Origin of the sequence: Paenibacillus sp. ACRSA (genome assembly GCF_022346845.1) — a bacterium.
GTDB lineage: Bacteria > Bacillota > Bacilli > Paenibacillales > Paenibacillaceae > Paenibacillus.
On sequence record NZ_JAKRNP010000001.1, the window covers coordinates 666,389 to 685,571 of the forward strand.

The 19,183-nt window shown below is 46.7% G+C and carries 18 protein-coding genes; 2 read left to right on the top strand and 16 right to left on the bottom strand.

Going from position 1 to position 19,183, the window contains the following annotated elements; genetic code table 11:
• Nucleotides 1-5 precede the first annotated feature (5 nt).
• The 13 genes from MH215_RS03095 to MH215_RS03155 form a co-directional block, all read right to left on the bottom strand.
• Nucleotides 6-419 (bottom strand): cytidine deaminase, encoded by a 414-nt coding sequence (locus tag MH215_RS03095; protein ID WP_239288032.1) that lies wholly within the window; start codon nt 417-419, stop codon nt 6-8.
• 68 nt (nt 420-487) lie between these two features.
• Nucleotides 488-859, bottom strand: coding sequence for a diacylglycerol kinase family protein (locus MH215_RS03100; RefSeq protein WP_239288034.1), 372 nt, complete (start codon nt 857-859; stop codon nt 488-490).
• Nucleotides 859-1,356, bottom strand: a complete 498-nt coding sequence (gene ybeY / locus MH215_RS03105; RefSeq protein WP_128102898.1) for an rRNA maturation RNase YbeY — start codon at nt 1,354-1,356, stop codon at nt 859-861. Before ybeY ends, MH215_RS03100 begins: the two co-directional genes overlap by 1 nt.
• 44 nt (nt 1,357-1,400) lie before the next feature.
• The gene (locus tag MH215_RS03110; RefSeq protein ID WP_145045686.1) at nt 1,401-3,650 is read right to left on the bottom strand and encodes an HD family phosphohydrolase; all 2,250 of its coding nucleotides are present in this window, start codon (nt 3,648-3,650) and stop codon (nt 1,401-1,403) included.
• Between the two features lie 16 nt (nt 3,651-3,666).
• A complete protein-coding gene (locus tag MH215_RS03115; RefSeq protein ID WP_239288036.1) occupies nt 3,667-4,638 on the bottom strand; it encodes a PhoH family protein in 972 nt (323 codons plus the stop codon).
• 6 nt (nt 4,639-4,644) lie between these two features.
• Complete coding sequence (gene yqfD, locus MH215_RS03120) at nt 4,645-5,838, bottom strand: sporulation protein YqfD (RefSeq protein WP_239288038.1); 1,194 nt, start codon at nt 5,836-5,838, stop codon at nt 4,645-4,647.
• Nucleotides 5,835-6,128: a sporulation protein YqfC gene (gene yqfC / locus MH215_RS03125; protein WP_056696021.1), complete on the bottom strand. Its 294-nt coding sequence runs from the start codon at nt 6,126-6,128 to the stop codon at nt 5,835-5,837. The genes yqfD and yqfC overlap by 4 nt, the downstream gene beginning before the upstream one ends.
• 178 nt (nt 6,129-6,306) lie before the next feature.
• Complete coding sequence (locus MH215_RS03130; RefSeq protein ID WP_239288040.1) at nt 6,307-6,924, bottom strand: hypothetical protein; 618 nt, start codon at nt 6,922-6,924, stop codon at nt 6,307-6,309.
• Between the two features lie 13 nt (nt 6,925-6,937).
• Nucleotides 6,938-7,948, bottom strand: a complete 1,011-nt coding sequence (gene floA / locus MH215_RS03135; RefSeq protein ID WP_162248950.1) for a flotillin-like protein FloA — start codon at nt 7,946-7,948, stop codon at nt 6,938-6,940.
• 162 nt (nt 7,949-8,110) lie between these two features.
• A complete protein-coding gene (locus MH215_RS03140; RefSeq protein ID WP_056696899.1) occupies nt 8,111-9,451 on the bottom strand; it encodes an NfeD family protein in 1,341 nt (446 codons plus the stop codon).
• A gap of 343 nt (nt 9,452-9,794) precedes the next feature.
• On the bottom strand, nt 9,795-10,238 hold the full coding sequence (locus MH215_RS03145; protein WP_128102905.1) for a GatB/YqeY domain-containing protein: 444 nt from the start codon (nt 10,236-10,238) through the stop codon (nt 9,795-9,797).
• 15 nt (nt 10,239-10,253) lie between these two features.
• The gene (gene rpsU / locus MH215_RS03150) at nt 10,254-10,427 is read right to left on the bottom strand and encodes a 30S ribosomal protein S21 (RefSeq protein WP_005547957.1); all 174 of its coding nucleotides are present in this window, start codon (nt 10,425-10,427) and stop codon (nt 10,254-10,256) included.
• 186 nt (nt 10,428-10,613) lie between these two features.
• Nucleotides 10,614-10,973: a histidine triad nucleotide-binding protein gene (locus tag MH215_RS03155; RefSeq protein ID WP_239288042.1), complete on the bottom strand. Its 360-nt coding sequence runs from the start codon at nt 10,971-10,973 to the stop codon at nt 10,614-10,616.
• A gap of 499 nt (nt 10,974-11,472) precedes the next feature.
• On the opposite strand from MH215_RS03155, the gene MH215_RS03160 reads away from it, so the two are divergent.
• Together MH215_RS03160 and MH215_RS03165 are read left to right on the top strand one after the other, a co-directional pair.
• A complete protein-coding gene (locus tag MH215_RS03160; RefSeq protein ID WP_239288044.1) occupies nt 11,473-12,393 on the top strand; it encodes a PLP-dependent cysteine synthase family protein in 921 nt (306 codons plus the stop codon).
• A gap of 4 nt (nt 12,394-12,397) precedes the next feature.
• Nucleotides 12,398-13,543 (top strand): bifunctional cystathionine gamma-lyase/homocysteine desulfhydrase, encoded by a 1,146-nt coding sequence (locus MH215_RS03165; protein ID WP_239288045.1) that lies wholly within the window; start codon nt 12,398-12,400, stop codon nt 13,541-13,543.
• Nucleotides 13,544-13,800: 257 nt separating this feature from the next.
• Here the strand turns inward: MH215_RS03165 and MH215_RS03170 are convergent, their stop codons facing one another.
• From MH215_RS03170 to MH215_RS03180, 3 genes are all read right to left on the bottom strand, one after another.
• Nucleotides 13,801-14,145, bottom strand: coding sequence for a hypothetical protein (locus MH215_RS03170; protein WP_056696007.1), 345 nt, complete (start codon nt 14,143-14,145; stop codon nt 13,801-13,803).
• A gap of 285 nt (nt 14,146-14,430) precedes the next feature.
• Nucleotides 14,431-17,850 carry an SbcC/MukB-like Walker B domain-containing protein gene (locus tag MH215_RS03175; protein ID WP_239288047.1) on the bottom strand — a complete coding sequence of 1,140 codons (3,420 nt, stop codon included), beginning with the start codon at nt 17,848-17,850 and terminating at the stop codon, nt 14,431-14,433.
• Nucleotides 17,847-19,031 carry an exonuclease SbcCD subunit D gene (locus MH215_RS03180; RefSeq protein ID WP_239288048.1) on the bottom strand — a complete coding sequence of 395 codons (1,185 nt, stop codon included), beginning with the start codon at nt 19,029-19,031 and terminating at the stop codon, nt 17,847-17,849. Before MH215_RS03180 ends, MH215_RS03175 begins: the two co-directional genes overlap by 4 nt.
• Between the last annotated feature and the right edge of the window lie 152 nt (nt 19,032-19,183).

The window sequence follows — 19,183 nt, forward strand, 5'->3', positions numbered from 1 at the left end:
ATAGTTTATTTTTGAGACGAATTTAGATCAGACGGTCCAAAAGCATATGGAATCAATTCTGCAACCGTAGTCTCGCGCAGGTCACCTTTCATGTTTCCAAGAATAACCTTCATGTCTGGTTCGCACAATTCGAACATTACTTGACGACATACTCCACATGGCGCAATCGGGTCATCCGTGTCACCTACAATAGCAATGGCTTTGAAGCTCCGCGGCTGCTGGCCACCTGCAATCGCACTAAACAAAGCTGTTCTTTCAGCACAGTTGCCAGGTGTATACGCAGCATTTTCAATATTACATCCGTGATGCACATTACCTTCATGATCAAGTAATGCCGCGCCTACACCGAAATGCGAATAAGGGATGTACGCTTTGGTACGCGCCTTAATCGCTTCCTGCATCAGCAGTCCGTTATCCATACTACATTCTCTCCCTTAGGTCATATAAAGCTAGGCTCTATAAATTAAATTCAACTACATTTAAAAAATTAATACAATCCTAACCAGTTCAGTACCGGTTTAAAGAATACAACACACCCAATAATGACAGCGAATACCGCAGCCAGAAGTACTGCTCCAGCCGCGGTGTCCTTCGCCGCTTTGGCAAGCGGGTGAATATCCGGATGTGCGAGATCAACCGCAGCTTCTACAGCCGTGTTCATTAATTCGGTCACCAGTACCAAAAAAATGGCCGTCAAAACAAACAGCCAATCTGTTCTGGAAATCCCGAAAAAAAATCCAGCTGCACACATGATGAGAGCTACTCCTGTATGGACTCTTACATTCCTCTGAGTTCGGAAGCCGTATGCAATTCCTTCCGCTGCATTGCGGAACACCAGACCCCAGGAGCGCCGCTTCATTATCGTGTCAACCCGGCCTGAGCCAATACAGCTTCCTGCTTACCCATCATCTCAGCCTCACTAGCCTCATCCTGATGGTCATAGCCTAGCAGGTGTAAAAATCCGTGGACAAACAGAAAGCCTAGTTCGCGTTCAAAGGAATGCCCGTACTCTTCACTTTGCAGAATCGTACGCGGAACAGAGATGATAATGTCGCCGAGTACATCTGGCATTTCTTCCATTTCCTCATCTTCGTCGAGTTCATAAATGATATCCAGTTCTTCATCCACAGTCTCATTCATCGCGAATGACAATACATCTGTTGGACGGTCGATACCACGATAATCCCGGTTCAATTCATGGATCTGTTCATCATCTACAAATGTCAGAGCTACTTCTCCTTCAGCAACACCTTCGGCTTCCCCTGCAAGGTTGAGCAATTGCTCCAGCATCGCAATCATAGGCTCTGTAATTTCTTTATCCTGTTGTTCATTATTCCATGCCAGGTTAAGACTCATTCTTTCATAACTCCTGTCTACTGATTATTAGAGGTTTTATTCAATCAACCTGCTTCGGGTGAAGTAGGTTTTGGTTTCTTCATTTCCTCTGGATATTCGATCCGGGAGTGGAAAATGCCCATTACCGTTTCTTTCAAAGTTTTGGCAACAATATCAAGTTCCCGCATTGTTAGATCGCAATCATTAAACTGATGATCGTCCAATCTACCTTTGATAATCTTCTCAATCATGGACTCCACTTGCTCAACCGTTGGCTTACGCAGCGAACGAACAGCCGCTTCCACACTATCTGCTATACCAACAATGGCAGACTCTTTAGATTGAGCTTTCGGCCCTGGATAACGGAAATCCTCTTCCGTAAAATCAGGTTCGATCCCCGCTTCTTCAGCCTGTCGTAACGCCTTATGGTAGAAGAAGTGCAGGAATGTTGTCCCATGATGCTGTTCCGCTATATCGCGAATCGGTCTGGGTAGCTTATAATCCTTTTGCATTTCCACTCCATCTCTAGCATGAGCAACGATGATCGACTTACTCAGCTTTGGATCAATGGAATCATGAGGATTCTCCATATTATTTTGGTTTTCAATAAAATAAATAGGTCGCTTCGTCTTCCCGATATCATGATAATACGATCCGACACGACAGAGCAGTCCGTTAGCTCCAATCGCTTCCGCCGCAGCCTCTGACAGATTACCCACCATGACGCTGTGATGATACGTACCTGGCGTCTCCGTCAACAGCTTGCGTAACAACGGATGGTTTGGATTGGATAGTTCCACAAGTTTGAGAGCAGACAAGATGCCAAACGATGTTTCAAAGAATGGCATAAGTCCAATGACAAGTATAGCGGTTAACACACCACCAGCAAAGGCGAAACCTACACCATATAATGTCGTTGTGCGGTTCCAGTCACCTGTGTCGATTAAAGCGAGTGTGAAAACAGCAATGGAGCCAAAGAGACAGACCATAATAGCACCCTTTAAGATCGTTGAGCGCTGACTCGCCTTATGGGTTGCAAAAATAGCAACAAAGGAAACCAATACAGCGAAGAAGCCAAATTCGAAGTCAAAAATCTGACCCTGATGCGTATTAAGAATGATACTTGAGAGCATGCCAATGATTATGGAACATACAAAAGCAAGCGAAGTATCCAGTAGCAAAGCAATCAACATCGCACCCACAGCAACCGGTGCAAGGAATCCTACATACGACTGTTCGTTTGTCTGGATGAATGCGGTCACATGCATAACTACAATCGTAATGATGAATATAAGGACAAGCATTAGCAGCTGTGCATTGTTGTATTTAAAATGTGTGCCGCTACATTGCTGAATATACATGAGAATCGCCGCTGATAACAGACAGGACAGCATGAGCAATCCAAGTTGCGGCCAATAATTCACTTCATTTTTCAACAAATCATTCTCATCCAGCAGTGCATACATCTCTGGGGTGATTATTTCTCCTTTGGCTACTAGAGTGTCTCCTTGCTTGATAAACACGGTTTGCGTGTTCTCACGAGCCTGTACCTTCGCTTCTTTTGTGCCCTCTTCATCGTAGAAACGATTGGACGTCAGAACAAGTCGTCCTAGCTCCTGCACAACTTCACGCTGTGTACGTTTGCTAAGCGAGCTGACACTAACCATCTCGGCGACTTTCGCACGAGCCGTTGTTGCATCACTGATCTGATCCGTCATCAGTCTAGAGACAATATCCCTGGCAACAGATTTCATCTCCTGAATATCATCCGACGTGAGACGAGATATTTTGATATATGTCTCTTCCGGGATCCGGTAGCTTTGCTCCTGTACTACATTTCTGATTTCTTCCAGTAACGTTTCGGAGTATGTACCTGACTTCCGGTTATTGTTGATAAAATTGGACACAAAATCCTTCTGACGCTGCGGAATTTCTTCCCGGTAAATGTCAATCTTATCTTGACTTGATATCTGATCATCCTGATTCAATCGGTCAATACGATCAAGTAATGTCGTCATTAGATTCTCATTGCGCATCTGAACAATTTGATAAATAGGCTGCACACGTTCAGCGGCTTCTTCTTGCGCTTTTAGCGTAGCTTTATTGTTCGGAATCTGCATAGGTGCAGCAATATCCACTTCACTCCGTGTCCCTTCCTGAATATCGTACCGCTCAGGAAGCAGCTTGGGAGCTAGGCTCACGAAGAAGAGAATCACCAGAAACAAAAACAGAAGATAGCGTGCCCACACGCTATACTTCCATCCTGTAGCTCTATTCTGAAAAGATTTGCCTTTTGACAGTTCCTTAGAGGTCACCTTAGACAATCCCTTTCTATTCTTGATTTTCTGCGGCGTGGTTGTATGCAACGATAATTTTCTGAACGAGAGAGTGTCTTACAACATCTTGCTCTGCAAAGAACACAAATCCGATTTCTTCCACTTCAGTCAGTATCGTTTTCGCTTCCACTAATCCGGATTTCTTGCCGCGGGGTAAATCAATTTGTGTAACATCGCCGGTAATGACCATTTTGGAGCCAAAACCAAGACGGGTCAAAAACATTTTCATTTGTTCAGGCGTCGTGTTCTGGGCTTCATCCAAAATAATGAATGAATCATCAAGCGTACGTCCACGCATGTATGCCAAAGGTGCAATTTCTATCAACCCTCGCTCTAGCGCTTTTGCTGTCTGCTCTTGTCCCATCACATCATATAGTGCATCATACAGTGGACGTAAGTAAGGATCTACCTTCTCTTGCAAATCACCCGGGAGGAAGCCTAGACTTTCACCAGCCTCAACCGCAGGTCTTGTAAGCACAATCCGCTTTACACTACCTTCCTTGAGCGCTGCCACAGCGAGCACGACTGCCAGATAGGTTTTACCTGTACCTGCAGGACCAATACCAAATACAACGTCCCGTTTCTTAATCGAAGTTACATAGTGCTTCTGTCCAATCGTTTTTACCCGGATCGGCTTCCCTCGATAGGTCGTTGTAATCTCACCCTTGAACAGGTCAAGAAGCTGGTCTGCACGCAGTTCTTTAGCTAGCTCAATCGCGTATTTAACATCCCTCTCAGTTAACACATATCCATTACGTACCAATTGCAATAACACATCAAATAACTGTTCTAGCGATTCTACGTTCTGTGCATTCCCGAAGATCACGATCTCCGCTTCACGGGATGAGATCTGAGCAGGAATCTCAGCTTCAATTAATTTCAGAAAAATATCTTGGGGTCCAAACAGAGATTGACCCTCTCCCGCACTTTGGAGGGAGATTCGTATGCTGCGTGTTTGTTCTGACAAATAGCCTCATTCTCCTTGACTATGGACTAGCGGAAGTTCTTCCGCAATACTTTCTTCTACTTCAAATAATACTTTCATATAAACTTTACCATTCTCTTTCTTCTCATGCAAAATTTTTTCACTTATAATTTTAGTTTCTTTCCCATTTTTAGCGATAATATCGTTTCTAGCCCCTTCCAATCCTTTGCTTTTCGCCCATTCTACACTCTGCTGTACTTCATGTGCACGGGTTTCCCTATCTGTCTCCGTTAACCACCCCATAGGAAGAGTAAAGGAGCGCCAAGTGAGCGGATCATGGTTGCTGGATGTTTCATATGAGTTAAAAGGAACCTTACCATACCCCCATAGCTGTACTGCCCATTTCCCTAGCACGATGTAAAATCTCTCTTTGCTCTCACCAGTCATCGTATTGAGCTTTTGTATAAGTGGCACTTCAACTTGATATTCACGCCACACTAAACCGCGAATGTCACCTTTCGCCACTACGTTTTCCGTATTTTCTTCATCTCCTAGTATACCTGAGATCAACACTTGTCCTTTTTTCACACGCATGTTTTCCTGTACAACCGGCCGCCCCTGCTCCGCGTAAATCTGAGTGACCACCGCGTCGGACTTACTTATTAGATGTCTAGGGTTCATTAAAGGCTCTCGCTTCGGTTGTGCTGACTCTACAACTTGAATGGTGACATTCGTGCCTTCCTTGGTTACCCCAACCCAAGTTACATCTGGCAGCGTCAACGCAAGCTGTCTAGAGAGCTTGTCCTGGCTGGGAAGACGAAATGACCACTGAAAAGGATATAACCCCTCTTTTTGGGCAGCCGCAAGAATCTCGTCTTCTGGAATCTTCACATTGCCCTTCACTTCTACATTCCAGACCATAGACGTTAACGCAAACAAAGCTGCGATAAAAAATAACATTCCACCAAGGAAAAACTTCCTTTTCAATAGTCGGGCAACAAAAAACGGGAATCCTCTACGATGAGTCACCTTCACCTTGCAGCCTGTCCGTTTCAGTAACGGACGCAACTTGAAGAAATCAGGCAGCAAAATGTTCATATCTGCCCGTCGTCCATCCCTGGCACGCAGGTTCCAAACTTCCAGTCCCTGCACTGCCAGCAAGTTAATTAACCCCTCAATGTCTCCCCCAGTAACCGTGATTCGGACCGCTCCACGCAGTTTGTACAGACTGGGCTGCTTCATCCGTTCCCCTCCGCTCCATTCATATGAATATCTAGAATCGTGCCTTCCACAGCCACCTCATCTGGTAAGATATTACGGATCATCAGCTCAGCCCCTCTAATCTCCAGTTCACCTTGGGATAGAGCAAGAACGATGCGATCCGGTGTAAAATGGATGACACCTCGATGATTCTCTATATACAATTGCTTATTGCCAATCAGGGTTAACCGTGGCATATCATAAAGCACATCCTGCGGCAGATCTAGCACCTCACTAGTCCATCTGCGCAGCTTGCGACTAATTCGAGTCATTTGAAGGTCTTCCCCCTTCCTCTACAATTCAACTTATGCGGTTAAGCCTGAATATATGAGAACTATGGTAAAGGTTGAGTTAGAAACGGATAAAAGAATTATAAAAACAAAAAAAGAGCCGTCATCTGGCTCAAACACTCACCAGAGACGACCCTTTTCCTCATTCATTTAGAAATTATTACAGCTTACCTCGAGTCCCAAACGGTTGTTTCGAACGTGGGGAACCCAATACTTCAGCCCATAAAACACCCGTACGAATATCTTCCCTGCGAAGCATAGACTGCCCAGATTCGTTTGTGGTTTCATCCCAACTAGAATCAGAGACAACCGGAGTATTCGCTGATGAAATACGATTCAAACGTTCTTGAATTACACGTTGTTGCTGTTCCATCTGCTTCATCTGCTCTTCAAGTGAACTACTCATCGCACTTACTGTACTCTGGCCGCCATATTCGTCAGATTGCCTAGAACTTGGCGCAGGCTCAGAGTACATGGGTTCATAGCGATCATCATACGTTTCCTCATCATACCTTCTATCATCATAACGATCATCGTATTGCTCATCATAACGAGTGTCTCCATGATTAGAAGACCCTTGGGGTTGCGTTTTTGTATCCTCAGAAGAACGTCCATTTTGATCAGAGTCACCACTACCACCAAAGGTAGGCATCCCGTTGCTCGGACGCTTTTTGTTCGGATCAACCGATTTGGCGGCTTTCCCGAGGAATGAAAATAGCATAAAGCCAACAACCGCTACAATGTACAGATTGTCAAATACCCAATCTAATAGGCTCATGTGCATTCACCGCCTATCTTCCGTTTTTGGAATCACCCTGATCATTGGAATTGGAGCCTTCACCAGGTTTTCCTAATGTGTTACGCATTTGAGTGTCTGCTTCAATATTTTTCAGGTTCATGTAGTCCATAACACCGATTTTACCACTACGAAGCGCTTCGGACATTGCCAAAGGTACTTGGGATTCGGATTCAACTACACGTGCTCTCATCTCTACAACGCGCGCTTTCATCTCTTGCTCTTGGGCTACGGCCATTGCACGACGCTCTTCGGCTTTTGCTTGGGCAATACGCTTATCTGCCTCTGCTTGTTCCGTTTGCAAGAATGCACCAATATTTTTACCTACATCTACGTCCGCGATATCAATGGACAGGATTTCAAAAGCCGTACCTGCATCCAAACCTTTAGACAATACCGTACGAGAGATCAGATCCGGATTTTCCAATACGTCTTTGTGGGAATTGGAAGAACCGTTCGTACTTACGATACCTTCGCCGACACGGGCAATGATTGTCTCTTCACCAGCACCACCCACGAGGCGATCAATGTTTGCACGAACCGTAACACGCGCTCTAACTTTAACTTCGATACCATCTTTTGCTACAGCGGATACAATTGGTGTCTCGATTACACGAGGGTTAACGCTCATTTGCACGGCTTGCAATACGTCACGACCTGCAAGGTCGATTGCAGCAGCACGTTCAAACTCCAATGGAATGTTTGCACGTTGTGCAGCAATCAAAGCATTAACAACGCGGTCTACGTTACCACCAGCAAGGAAGTGACTTTCCAATTGGTTGATATTCAATCCAAGTCCCGCCTTTGTTGCTTTGATCAACGGGTTTACGATCCGACTAGGTGTTACACGTCTCAGTCTCATAGCTACCAGTGTAATAATTCCGACACGCACACCGGATGCAATCGCTGAGATCCAGAGCATTACCGGGAAAAAGCTGAAGAATACGCTAAGTACGATAATCGCAACTACCGCAACGAGCAAAACCGTAATCAAGGTTGGTTCCATAGTCAAAATTCCTCCATTTGCATTTTTAATTTTGTACCATCATACAGCATAACAAACCCAGCTTAACTCCGCTGTTTATTTTGTTCCCCACTCTGGCAACAGCCTCACAGAATGGATATGTACTTTGCCGAAGACCTCATCGGCTCCGGCAATGGAAAAAGGTTACACAGGCAGAGATTGTTGCACTACAATTCGAGTACCTTCTGCCTTAATGACGATGATCGGTGTATCGATTGGAATAAAATCACCATCTGATACAACATCGACCCGTTCCCCATTCAGCATAGCGGTTCCAGACGGACGCAGCGGAGTAAGACTGATTCCTTGCATTCCAATCAGTTCCTTGCGTTCTGTCGCTGATGAGAACCCACGATCAGCAGACAGCTTCTCACTCAATATGAATCGATTCCATATGCCCTTATCCTTAAACAGAATGACAACGATCGCGATAACTACGAGCGCTGCTCCAAAGGCGATACCGAGTGATACAAACGCATCGCTTGTGTCGTACGCTGCTCGCACAACACCGGCAACGAGTGCGATAGATCCGAGAATACCCAGTATACCGAAACTCGGTATAAACATCTCAAGAATCATCATGATGAGACCAACAGTAAATAATACCCATGTCTCTGCTCCGGCAAAACCAGCAATATAGTTTCCGGAGAAATAAAGTACAAAACATACGATACCAACAATACCAGGTACCCCGAAACCAGGAACGATTAATTCGATGATCACCCCTGCAATACCGAGGAACAAGAGCACAGTCATAACCACTGGGTTCGTAAGGAATGTAGAGATGTTCTCAGCTGTGGTTCTTTCCACCTTGAACACATCATCCTGACTGTATCCTAACCAGGTAGCTGCCTCTTCTGGAGTGTTACTAATATGGTCTGCATATCCAACTTTTAACGCTTCTTCTGCCGAGAGTGCAATAATTTCACCTTTTTGCTTGGTTTTATTAATCTCTGGCATTTCCACCACCATATTAACATCCGTCATTCCAGCAGCAATTTTGCCATCGCGACCACTTTTTTCGGCCGCTCCTTGCATTTTGCTTTTCCAGAAGGCAACGAGTTTTGGATCATCTACATGTTTACCTGTACTGTCCACCATCGCTGCCGCACCAATCATGCTACCTGGCGACATTACGATCTTATCCGCATTCAAAGCCAAAAAGCTCCCTGCAGAAGCAGCGTCACCACGCACAAAAGCTAAGGTCTCAATTGGGCTATCTTTAATCAAAATTCCCAGTGCCTCGGCAGTATCAACACGTCCTCCCGGCGTATTAATGTCCAGTACGATCAGGCCTGCGTTCATGTTCTCAGCTTCTTTGAAGCCACGCTCCATAAATTTGCCAAGCCCCTGCTCGATTGGTTTATCAACCGGAATAATGTATACGGCGCCGCTCTTCTCAGCCGCATGTGCTGAAGGCGATCCAATCCAAACAGGAAGCAACAGCGTCAGCAGCATTAAGAGCATGAATGGCCCTGTAAGCATCTTCCGGTGCTTTCCCTTCACCAATAATCCCCCCTTTTCCAATATCGTTATACTGTCCAGCTTATGGTTGTTATTACGTACAAATCAGCATTTCGTTTCAAAATCTTAAAATTATATTTGAATCTTGCAACAATTGCAACATTCATAATCCATTTTCATGCCAAAAATCCAATTTAAAGAAAAAATGTGATGTATTTATTCACGTTTTGTCCACCTGTCCATGTCAAAACACAAACCCATTCCTGCTTCGAAAAACTTCTATGCTCGCTCATAGCATTCACTAAGAGATCTTAACAAAGGAAAAAACACTCCCTGACAAGTCAGGAAGTGTTTATTGATTGCTTTATTGCAGAAATTGTTGAACTGCTTGGTTAACCAGCTTGCCGTCCGCTTTGCCTTTGACTTTCGGCATAAGGGCCGCCATAACTTTCCCCATCTCGGCTTTCGAAGAAGCACCGGTTTCCTGGATGGTCTGCTGTACAATAACTTTAATTTCTTCTTCGGTAAGCTGTTCGGGAAGGTATTGACCGATTATATCAATTTCCGCTTTTGCATTTGCCGCGAGGTCTTCACGGCCCAATTTTTCAAATTCTTGGAGGGCATCTTTGCGCTGTTTGATTTCACGACTTAGGATATCAAGCACTTCGTTGTCATCCAAATCTCTTTTCAAATCTATTTCAAGATTCTTGATCGTCGAACGAATCAACCGAATGGTGGAGAGCTTGAACTTGTCCTTGCTCCTCATCGCTTGCTTCATATCTTCGTTCAATCGTTCGCTAAGATTCATGTAGTTAAAATCCTCCTAAAACTTTCTCTTACGAGCAGCCTCGGACTTTTTCTTGCGCTTCACGCTTGGCTTCTCATAATGCTTACGTTTCTTCACCTCAGCCAAGACGCCATCTTTAGCGATGGAACGTTTAAAGCGACGAAGTGCAGCATCAATAGTCTCGTTTTTGCGAACTTTAGTTTCAGACACCAGTTTTCCCTCCCTCCGACCAGACCGTCCAAGAGCAATAACACGGTTCATCACCTTTCATTATAGGCGAAAGGTAATAAACGTGTCAACCTCAACGTAAAATGATCATTTAATTTAAACAAGCAAGATGCCTTACATTGTTCAATAGTGCCAAAAAATAACGTTGATTTTCAGCACTTCAACTGTTTATTTGTGCGAATCAGATAGGCTAGTCAAAGCTCCGAGTCTTGTGCCTCCAAGCAGATGATAATGCAAGTGATGCACCGTTTGCTCGCCATCCTGGCCACAGTTATTAATTAGTCTGTAACCAGACTCGTCAACGCCTAAGCGTTTTGCAGCTTCCTGTGCAGCCAAATGAACTTGTCCAATTAAAGGCAGATCCTCTGCCGTCACTTCATTCATGGAAGCAATATGTTTCTTAGGAATCACTAACACATGTGTTGGCGCAGCAGGCTGTATGTCATGGAAGACGACAACATGGTCATTCTCCAGCACTTTGTTGGAGGGAATGCTGCCCTCTACAATTTTGCAAAACAAGCAATCCATTGTTCATACCCTCCTTTAAACAGTAATTATGTATACCTTCCTATCATACCGGATGTGCTACGCAACGTCCAATTTCAAGGACAATTATGGGGATTTAAGAACAACTTAAAATAACGATCCAATCATAGCCAAGGTGAATTTATGTTTTATCTTTGCAGCGAATCAAAGTATATAAACTTTCGTTAATCACTCAAGTACTGAGATGCAGGAATACTGTTTTAGAGCCATAAAATTCCATATTTTTATTTTAATTAACATTTTTATAGTATATAACTCCCATTGATATAGTTGTTATTATCTGGACGTTACCAAGGAGGATATCGCATTAATGAGCAGAGAAGGAACAAGCAGTCCCATATATGCCGAGCTACGAATGGAGTACTATACAAGCACTAAGGTTATTTAGAACGCATATTATCGAAACTTGGTTTTAGAACAAACTTCTCCCATTTGAATAAGTATATATGGTTAATGAGAGCGCAAAAGGAGATTGGTTAATTTGACTGTTTATCAACATGTACAAGAACTTATAGGCAATACGCCTTTACTTGAATTATCTCGTTATCCCTTACCTCAAGGTGTTCGCTTGTATGCCAAGTTGGAATTCATAAATCCTGGAGGCAGTGTGAAAGACCGGATCGGCAAGTATTTGTTGGAGCAAGCCTTGGCACGGGGAGATGTTAAGCCAGGTGGAACAATCATTGAAGCTACCGCGGGTAATACGGGCATAGGTCTCGCCATGGCAGCCATAGGGCTGAACTTAAACGTTATTTTCACCGTTCCCGAGAAGTTCAGTGTGGAGAAACAGCAATTGATGCGTGCACTAGGCGCTACCGTCATCAACACACCTACATCAGATGGAATGACAGGCGCTATACGCAAAGCAGAAACACTAGCAACCGAGATACCGGGTTCCTACATTCCTGGTCAGTTCTCTAATGCGGATAATCCTAGAGCACATTATGAACATTTGGGTCCTGAGATTTGGCGTGATCTGAACGGGAACGTAGATATATATGTCGCCGGAGCTGGGTCTGGCGGGACTTTTATGGGCGGCTCACGCTTCTTAAAGGAACAGAATCCTTCCATTAAGACCTGCATTGTAGAGCCCGAAGGCTCAATCCTTGCTGGTGGTTCACCAGGATCACATCGCACAGAGGGCATCGGAGTCGAAACATTATCTTCATTCATGGACGTGAGTTATTTTGATGCTATCCATACCATCTCAGATGAGGATGCCTTTGCTCGGGTTAAAGATCTGGCAATCTTGGAAGGTTTGTTGGTAGGAAGTTCGTCTGGAGCAGCGATGCAAGCTGCATTAAATGAAGCCCATCATGCCGCGCCTGGAAGTAACATTGTGGTGATATTCCCAGATAGCAGTGAGCGTTATTTGAGCCAAAACATCTATAATGGAGGATAATAATATGAGACCAAAAACAAAGTTAATCCATGCTGGCATTGTTGGTGATCCTCATACGGGAGCCGTGAGTGTGCCGATCTATCAAGTAAGCACGTATGAACAAGAAGCTGTTGGTGTGCATAAAGGCTATGAATATTCACGCACAGGCAATCCGACTCGTCATGCATTGGAAGAAGTGATTAAAGAGCTGGAAGATGGCGTTCGGGGCTTCGCTTTCAGTTCAGGAATGGCTGCCATTCATGCCGTAATGTCTCTGTTGAAAAGTGGCGACCACGTTATTCTAACCGATGACGTGTACGGTGGGACATATCGCATTTTCACCAAAGTGCTCCATCGTCTAGGTATTGAATCTACCTTCGTGGATACAACCTCACTGCAAGCACTGGAACAAGCTCTTCAATCGAATACAAAGGCTATTTATGTTGAGACACCAACGAACCCTCTACTTAAGGTGACTGATATTGCTGCCGTTGCAAAATGGTCTAAAGCTAACGAACTATTATTCATCGTGGATAACACCTTCAGTACACCGTATTGGCAAACTCCTCTCGTTCTGGGCGCGGATATTGTGTTACATTCAGCAACAAAATATATCGGCGGCCATAGTGATGTCGTTGCCGGGCTTGCGGTCGTGAACAGTGAACAGCTCGGTGAAGAACTTCATTTCATACAAAACGCAATTGGCGCAGTCTTAGGACCGATGGATTCGTGGTTATTGATGCGTGGACTCAAAACATTAGGGTTGCGGATGGAGGCACAGGAACGCAATACCGAGCAAATTGTGGCTTTTCTAAACCAACATCCAGTCGTGAGCAAGGTTTATTATCCTGGCTTGTCCGATCATCCGCAGCATACTCTCGCTTCCACCCAGGCAAGAGGGTTTGGCGGGATGGTATCTTTTGACGTAGGTGGTTCCGCAAAGGTCGATGAAGTATTAAGTAAAGTCCGTTATTTCACATTGGCTGAAAGTCTAGGCGCGGTTGAAAGTTTAATTTCTGTTCCTGCTCGGATGACACATGCTTCCATCCCATATGAACGTAGGCAAGAATTGGGGATTACGGATGGGTTGATACGTATTTCGATTGGCATTGAGGATGCCCAAGATTTAATCGAGGATCTGACTTCTGCATTAAGTGAATCCGGTTTATAAAGGATATTAAAGAAATCATGCCTTTTCAGAAGCAAACCTTCTGTGAGGCATGATTTTGTAGTTTTTTGGCTAATCAATAATGTTGGATTCCTCAACTGCCAGATGTAGCACTCCTTAAGATAAGGACGTAAGTACTGATCCATTCGAGGCATCTATTAGCGCAATGCACACACTATATCATCTATGTGTTCAATTAGAACGAACCCTTCAAATATATGAAAAGTAACTTTGCCGCAGATCTATACTAACTTCTGGTCTTAATAGTACGGTAACAAGGTCAATGCAGTAAGGGCAAACAGCGGGAGTACAAGCCGATTAAATCGTCTACGTCCGTAGCCATAATAAGGATATGGCGTAGGATAACCGTAACCTGGGTAAAATCCACGCGCATGTGCTAATGGATAGTTCGCTCCAGGCATTGCATTAGGTGCCCAGTTCGCATGGTGCATCGCTGCTTCTGGTCCAACAGGAACAGCCAAATAGATCATTTCATCATCCACATTTTCCATAATCCCGTCATAGTGACTGCCATCCTGCATCTGCACACATACGTACCGATGCATGTGCTCTTTACAGATTTTCTTCGCTTCCACCTTTTCCACTTCTTAACGCCTCCCTGATCATTGCTCATCATCACCCTTTCATCGTATTCAGCTCTGGGCGAATTGACACTGCAATAACAGGTAAAAAAAAAGAAGCACCCCGTGTGTAGCTTCCTAAAGGAAGTCACTGCTTGCGGACGTCTATTCAGGATCATTCCTGATCAAACGTCCGCCGGGGTACTTACATCAAGTTTGTCGGCTTAACTGTAGTATAACAATGCGATGAACCTGTATCTGTGATGTAACTCACTTTGTGATTAAATGAATTCAGGCATAGATTTATATCTACAATGTCTCCAGAACAACTCGAGAGCCGCCACCAGCCTCACTTGCCGGAATGACAACCAACTTACGTGCTAGACGTGCCCGCAGTTCAGGTACGTGGCTAATGACACCAACGGCTAGACGATCGTCATGCAATTTCTCCAGTGAGGTTATGACCGTGTCTAACAGTTCAGGATCAAGTGTGCCGAACCCTTCATCCAGGAAAAAGAATTGCAGTGGGTACTGTCCTCGAAGCTGAATCTGTGCAGACAACGCCAATGCTAGCGACAGAGAGGTTAGGAAGGTCTCACCGCCCGACAAGGTGGACACTGGGCGTTTCACCCCTCCATTGGCATCATCACATATGACAAACCCACCACCTGAATCGACTTCAAGCGAATATCTCTGTTTGGTCAAGAAGCGTAATCGCTGGGATGCTGCCTGGCTAACCTGCATCAATTGCTCTTCAGCAATGTATTCTACGAATGCATTCCCGCGGAAAGCAGCTTGTAGCTTACTCAGCAGCTCGCCTTCTCGACTAACGTCCACTCGTTGGTTCTCCAGTTCAGTCCAGCGTACGTGACGCTGTTGAACATCTTCCAAGTCCCGCTCAGTCCGAGCTTTGGCACTCAGTGCCGCTTCATCCTCAGCCCGTCTCAGCCGTAACTGTTCCGTGCAAGCCATCCACTGTTCCTCGGTCACCTCAGCTCCCGCAAGTTTCTGCTCCAGTTCTCGTAACTGCGATGCCAGCTCACGTTCCTGTTCGCGGTGCTGTTGGATGGCCGCAGCCAGTCGTTCTGCCTCCTCGGAAGCAATGGCTGCCTGTATAACAACTTCCTCCGAAGTAAATGGTGATTGATCCAGCAGTTGCTTCCAGCGCTCTTGCGCTTGCTGCAGATGCTCGCCAGCAGAGACAGCGGCTTGATGAGCGATAACATCTTTCTTCGCAGAATCTTGTTTCAGGCCATCGGCTTCCTTGAAACGCTGTGCTGCCTCGGTTGCAGATGTTCTTAAACGATTCAGCTGAGCCTGCGCAGCAGCAATTAGGTCTTCTACTCGTTGTTCACCAACCCATTGCCGTAACCGGTCTTCCTTCTCGGCAAGTTGTTTGCTGTTGCCCTGCCACTCTGTCTGCCACTGGATTAATTGTTTATCCAATTCGACCAGCTTGCGCTGAAGTGATTGAACGATCTCTTGCTTCTCTTCAAGGAACGTCACGCTTTTGTTCAGACGTTCCTTGATGTCCTCGGCGCGTGCATCACGCTCCTGCATCGCCTGATATAAGGCCTTGGCCTGTTCTGGGGCGATGTCAGGCAGTTCCACGGCCCAGCGATCGCGCAGCGCTGTCGCTGCAGCCTCGCTCTCGGCCAGCTTGCGCTCCGCCTGGGCGAGCCCGGCACGGCCGGCTTCCTGCGCAGCCGCCGCCTCCATGCGGCGCTGCTGTGCGCTTACGGACGCCTGCTGCAACGCAGCGGCCTCCGCTTGCAGCGGCGCTGCAGCGTCAGCCAGCGCCCGCGCGGCTTCGCGCAGCGCGGCGGTACGCGCTGCCCAGTCCGCCGAGGAGCGCCCGTTCACGGGCGACGCGGCGGGCTCGGGCTCCGCTGCCGCAGGCGCGGCCTCGGCTGCGGACGGAGCTTCGCCGGCCGCAGCGCCAAGCTGCGTCAGCAGGCTGCGACGTTCGTGCAGCTGCTGGCGCAGCCCAAAGCGCAGCTCCTGCAGCTCCGCGTGCAGGCTGCGCAGCAGTTCCAGGTCCGCATCGTCTGCGTGCGGACCTTCTCCCGCCGGCGCAGCCGGGAGCGGGTGGTGTGCGGAGCCGCACACCGGGCAAGGCTCGCCGCCCTTCAGCTCGGCGCGCAAGGCGGAGGATAGCCGATGCAGCTCCTGCTCACGCATCGTGCCTCGAAGCTGTTCCTCCGCCCCAGCCAGCATGCTCTGCTCGCGTCCGATGTCCTGCTCGCATGCAAGCAAGGCTTCAAGACCTGCAGCCGCCTGTTGAATTAATTGCTCACGCTGTATGCTCAGGCGGCTTTCCTCTTCAGTGCTCGCCTGCAGCTTATTGGCTCCCTGTATAGCTGATTGCTGGCTCGCCTCCAGTTCCACCTTGTTCTGACGTAACTGCTCTGCTACCGTGTCCATCCGGTGCTGAAGCTCTAACGCAGACTGTAGCTGTCTCCGCTCATCGGCTTTGACTTCGTTGGGCTTCAGGCTCTCCTGTAATTCTTCTCGCCGTTTACGTCCACGCTGCTGCAACTCTTGCTCTTTTTCCAATTGTTGACCCACAACCGTCTGCTCTGCTTGACCTTGCTCAAGTAAATACTTCAGACGTGAAGCATCCTCTCTAAGCCCGTCACGTTCCTTTTGCAGTTCTTTTGCCTGTTCCAATTGCTCCAGGCGCAGTATTAATTTGGGCTCTTCCTCAGACAGTTGGACTCGGGTAGCCTCTGCCTTTTCCGCTTCAAGTACAGACTGCTTCTCATGTTCTATCGCTTGCTGATGTGCAGTCTCAGATACCTGCTGGCGCAACTGCTGCTCTGCCATAGCTTCACGCATCGTTTGTAATGCAGGTAAGATCACATCTGCTGCACTAGCCTGTTTCAACCGTTCTTCACCTGCAACAATGTGTGCATCCTGTGCTTTTAACTTACGCTGTTCCTCTAAGCGAGATTGACGTTCATGACTCCATTCACGAATTTTGCCCAGCTGTTCGGCTTCCTCCGTGGCCTTTTCTAACGCTTTACGGGACAAAGCTGCAGCACGAACTGTCTCTTCAAGAAGCCGAGCCGTCTCTTCAAGAGTCTCCTTACTTGCATTGCCTAACCCTTGCTGCTCCGCAACTAGGGACTGATGAACCATATCATTATTCTTCACTCGCCTGCTCAACTTGATGGCAAGCTGGTCTCCGTATTTCTCTAGATGGAAAAGCCGCTGCAGCATCTGGCGTCGCTCACTGCCTTTCAGAGACAGGAATTCGGCAAATTTCCCTTGTGGAAGCACAACCGCACGCGTAAAATCATCCATTTTGAGCCCAATTACATCCTCTACAGAGCGGTTAACCTCGGCTAACTTATCCGCAAGTACGTGATCTTCCCCGTCAATGGTCTCAATAAATTTACTAACCGTATTGCTTACAGATACTTCATTATTTCGCTTGAACCGCCGCTCTACGCGGAATCTACGCGTACCTTCCGCAGATGATAATTCAAACGTAAATGCAACCGATAATGCATCCTCGGCATGGTTCATAATTCCCTGCGTACCATTCACCGCACGTTCTACTTTTCCGTACATCGCTAGTGTAATGGCGTCAAGCAACGAGGATTTCCCACTTCCCGTAGGTCCAAAAATACCGAACAACCCTGTCTCTGTCAGCACGGTAAAATCAATCTCCTGCGTGTCACGATAACTCTGTAGACCAGCCACTTTTAACGAAATCGGCTTCATTTTGCCTCAGCCTCCTCACGAACACCTGGCTCGTCCTCATCGACAAGCTCCAAGAATAGCTGTACAAGCTTCTCTTCAGGCTCTGCCCCACCGGTCTGCCGCTGATAGAACTTTCGGAACAATTCATGCACAGGCAGCTCAGAGCGTTGCTCTAACAGACCCGCAGCAGCCATCTCGGGATACACCGGACGGATGTGAATAATACCGTCATGGGATCTTCGAAGCTGCTGTATCTCTTTTAAAGACATCGCATCCTCTAGCCATACTTCCATATCCACAAAGGCCTGAGCATCTCGTCCTTCCTCTAACCAACGATGCACCTCAGCAAGCCCTCCTCGCGCCTTCCAGCGAACAAGGGGACGACCACAGGTTAGAAGCACTTCTTCCACATGTGGAACACCACCAGGTGCTAGATCCACCATCGTCACCGATTTACTCTGTCCAGCTTCTGAGAAACTGTAGGCTAATGGCGAACCGCTATAACGAATAATACCGTCTCCCTTTACCGCCTGTGCACGATGCAGATGTCCAAGTGCTGTATATTGGGCACCTATAGACAGCGCTGAAGGATCTACAGTGTAGGCACCACCAACCTGAATTGGACGTTCGGAATCACTTTCTACGCCGCCAAGCACATAGATATGACTCATGGCTAGATTCACTGTATCTGGTTGGAATGATGCCGCCAAATGCTGCATCAGCATCCCTACACGCCGGCTGTACGCTTGACGAAGTACATTCTCATCCCCATCTGTTGTCAGTAGTTCGTTCAATCTAGCTTCAGATGGATAAGGTAATGCCGCAATGTTTGCCGTCTCACCTGTACGCTTTGCATGAAAGGTCACCGCTTCAGCAGTAGGCATTCCTACAAGGGTGATACCCTGTCTATTCACAAGCGGAGTTACCGATGCAACCCGTTCGGGCTGATCATGGTTTCCCGCAATGACCACAAGTGGTCTGCCCCGCTCGGTAAGCCTTGCGGCTGCTTCATAGAATAATTGCTCCGCAGAAGCTGGAGGGTTTACTGAATCATACACATCGCCAGCCATTAGAATAGCATCTGCCTGCTGATCGTCTGCTAGTTTCACAAGCTCATCAATAAAGTCTTCCTGTTCCCGCAGACGGCTCCGACCTTCGAGTGTTTTCCCCAAGTGCCAGTCTCCTGTATGCAAAATACGCATTGTCCGTTCATCCCCTCTCCAAGAACATTTCAAAGTACTGCCCATGAATCCATCTCATAACTCACTAAACATGATATATGTAACGAGATATAGACAAAATTAACCGTTCTGAACTATATCTCGTCCTAATTAAGGTAGCTAAAGCTATATTA

Coding starts and splice junctions, on each gene's coding strand:
- MH215_RS03095 (WP_239288032.1), bottom strand. CDS start 419: ATGGATAACGGACTGCTGATGCAGGAAGCGATTAAGGCGCGTACCAAA.
- MH215_RS03100 (WP_239288034.1), bottom strand. CDS start 859: ATGAAGCGGCGCTCCTGGGGTCTGGTGTTCCGCAATGCAGCGGAAGGA.
- ybeY (WP_128102898.1), bottom strand. CDS start 1,356: ATGAGTCTTAACCTGGCATGGAATAATGAACAACAGGATAAAGAAATT.
- yqfD (WP_239288038.1), bottom strand. CDS start 5,838: ATGAAGCAGCCCAGTCTGTACAAACTGCGTGGAGCGGTCCGAATCACG.
- yqfC (WP_056696021.1), bottom strand. CDS start 6,128: ATGACTCGAATTAGTCGCAAGCTGCGCAGATGGACTAGTGAGGTGCTA.
- MH215_RS03130 (WP_239288040.1), bottom strand. CDS start 6,924: ATGAGCCTATTAGATTGGGTATTTGACAATCTGTACATTGTAGCGGTT.
- floA (WP_162248950.1), bottom strand. CDS start 7,948: ATGGAACCAACCTTGATTACGGTTTTGCTCGTTGCGGTAGTTGCGATT.
- MH215_RS03140 (WP_056696899.1), bottom strand. CDS start 9,451: ATGCTTACAGGGCCATTCATGCTCTTAATGCTGCTGACGCTGTTGCTT.
- MH215_RS03145 (WP_128102905.1), bottom strand. CDS start 10,238: ATGAATCTTAGCGAACGATTGAACGAAGATATGAAGCAAGCGATGAGG.
- MH215_RS03155 (WP_239288042.1), bottom strand. CDS start 10,973: ATGGATTGCTTGTTTTGCAAAATTGTAGAGGGCAGCATTCCCTCCAAC.
- MH215_RS03165 (WP_239288045.1), top strand. CDS start 12,398: ATGAGACCAAAAACAAAGTTAATCCATGCTGGCATTGTTGGTGATCCT.
- MH215_RS03175 (WP_239288047.1), bottom strand. CDS start 17,850: ATGAAGCCGATTTCGTTAAAAGTGGCTGGTCTACAGAGTTATCGTGAC.
- MH215_RS03180 (WP_239288048.1), bottom strand. CDS start 19,031: ATGCGTATTTTGCATACAGGAGACTGGCACTTGGGGAAAACACTCGAA.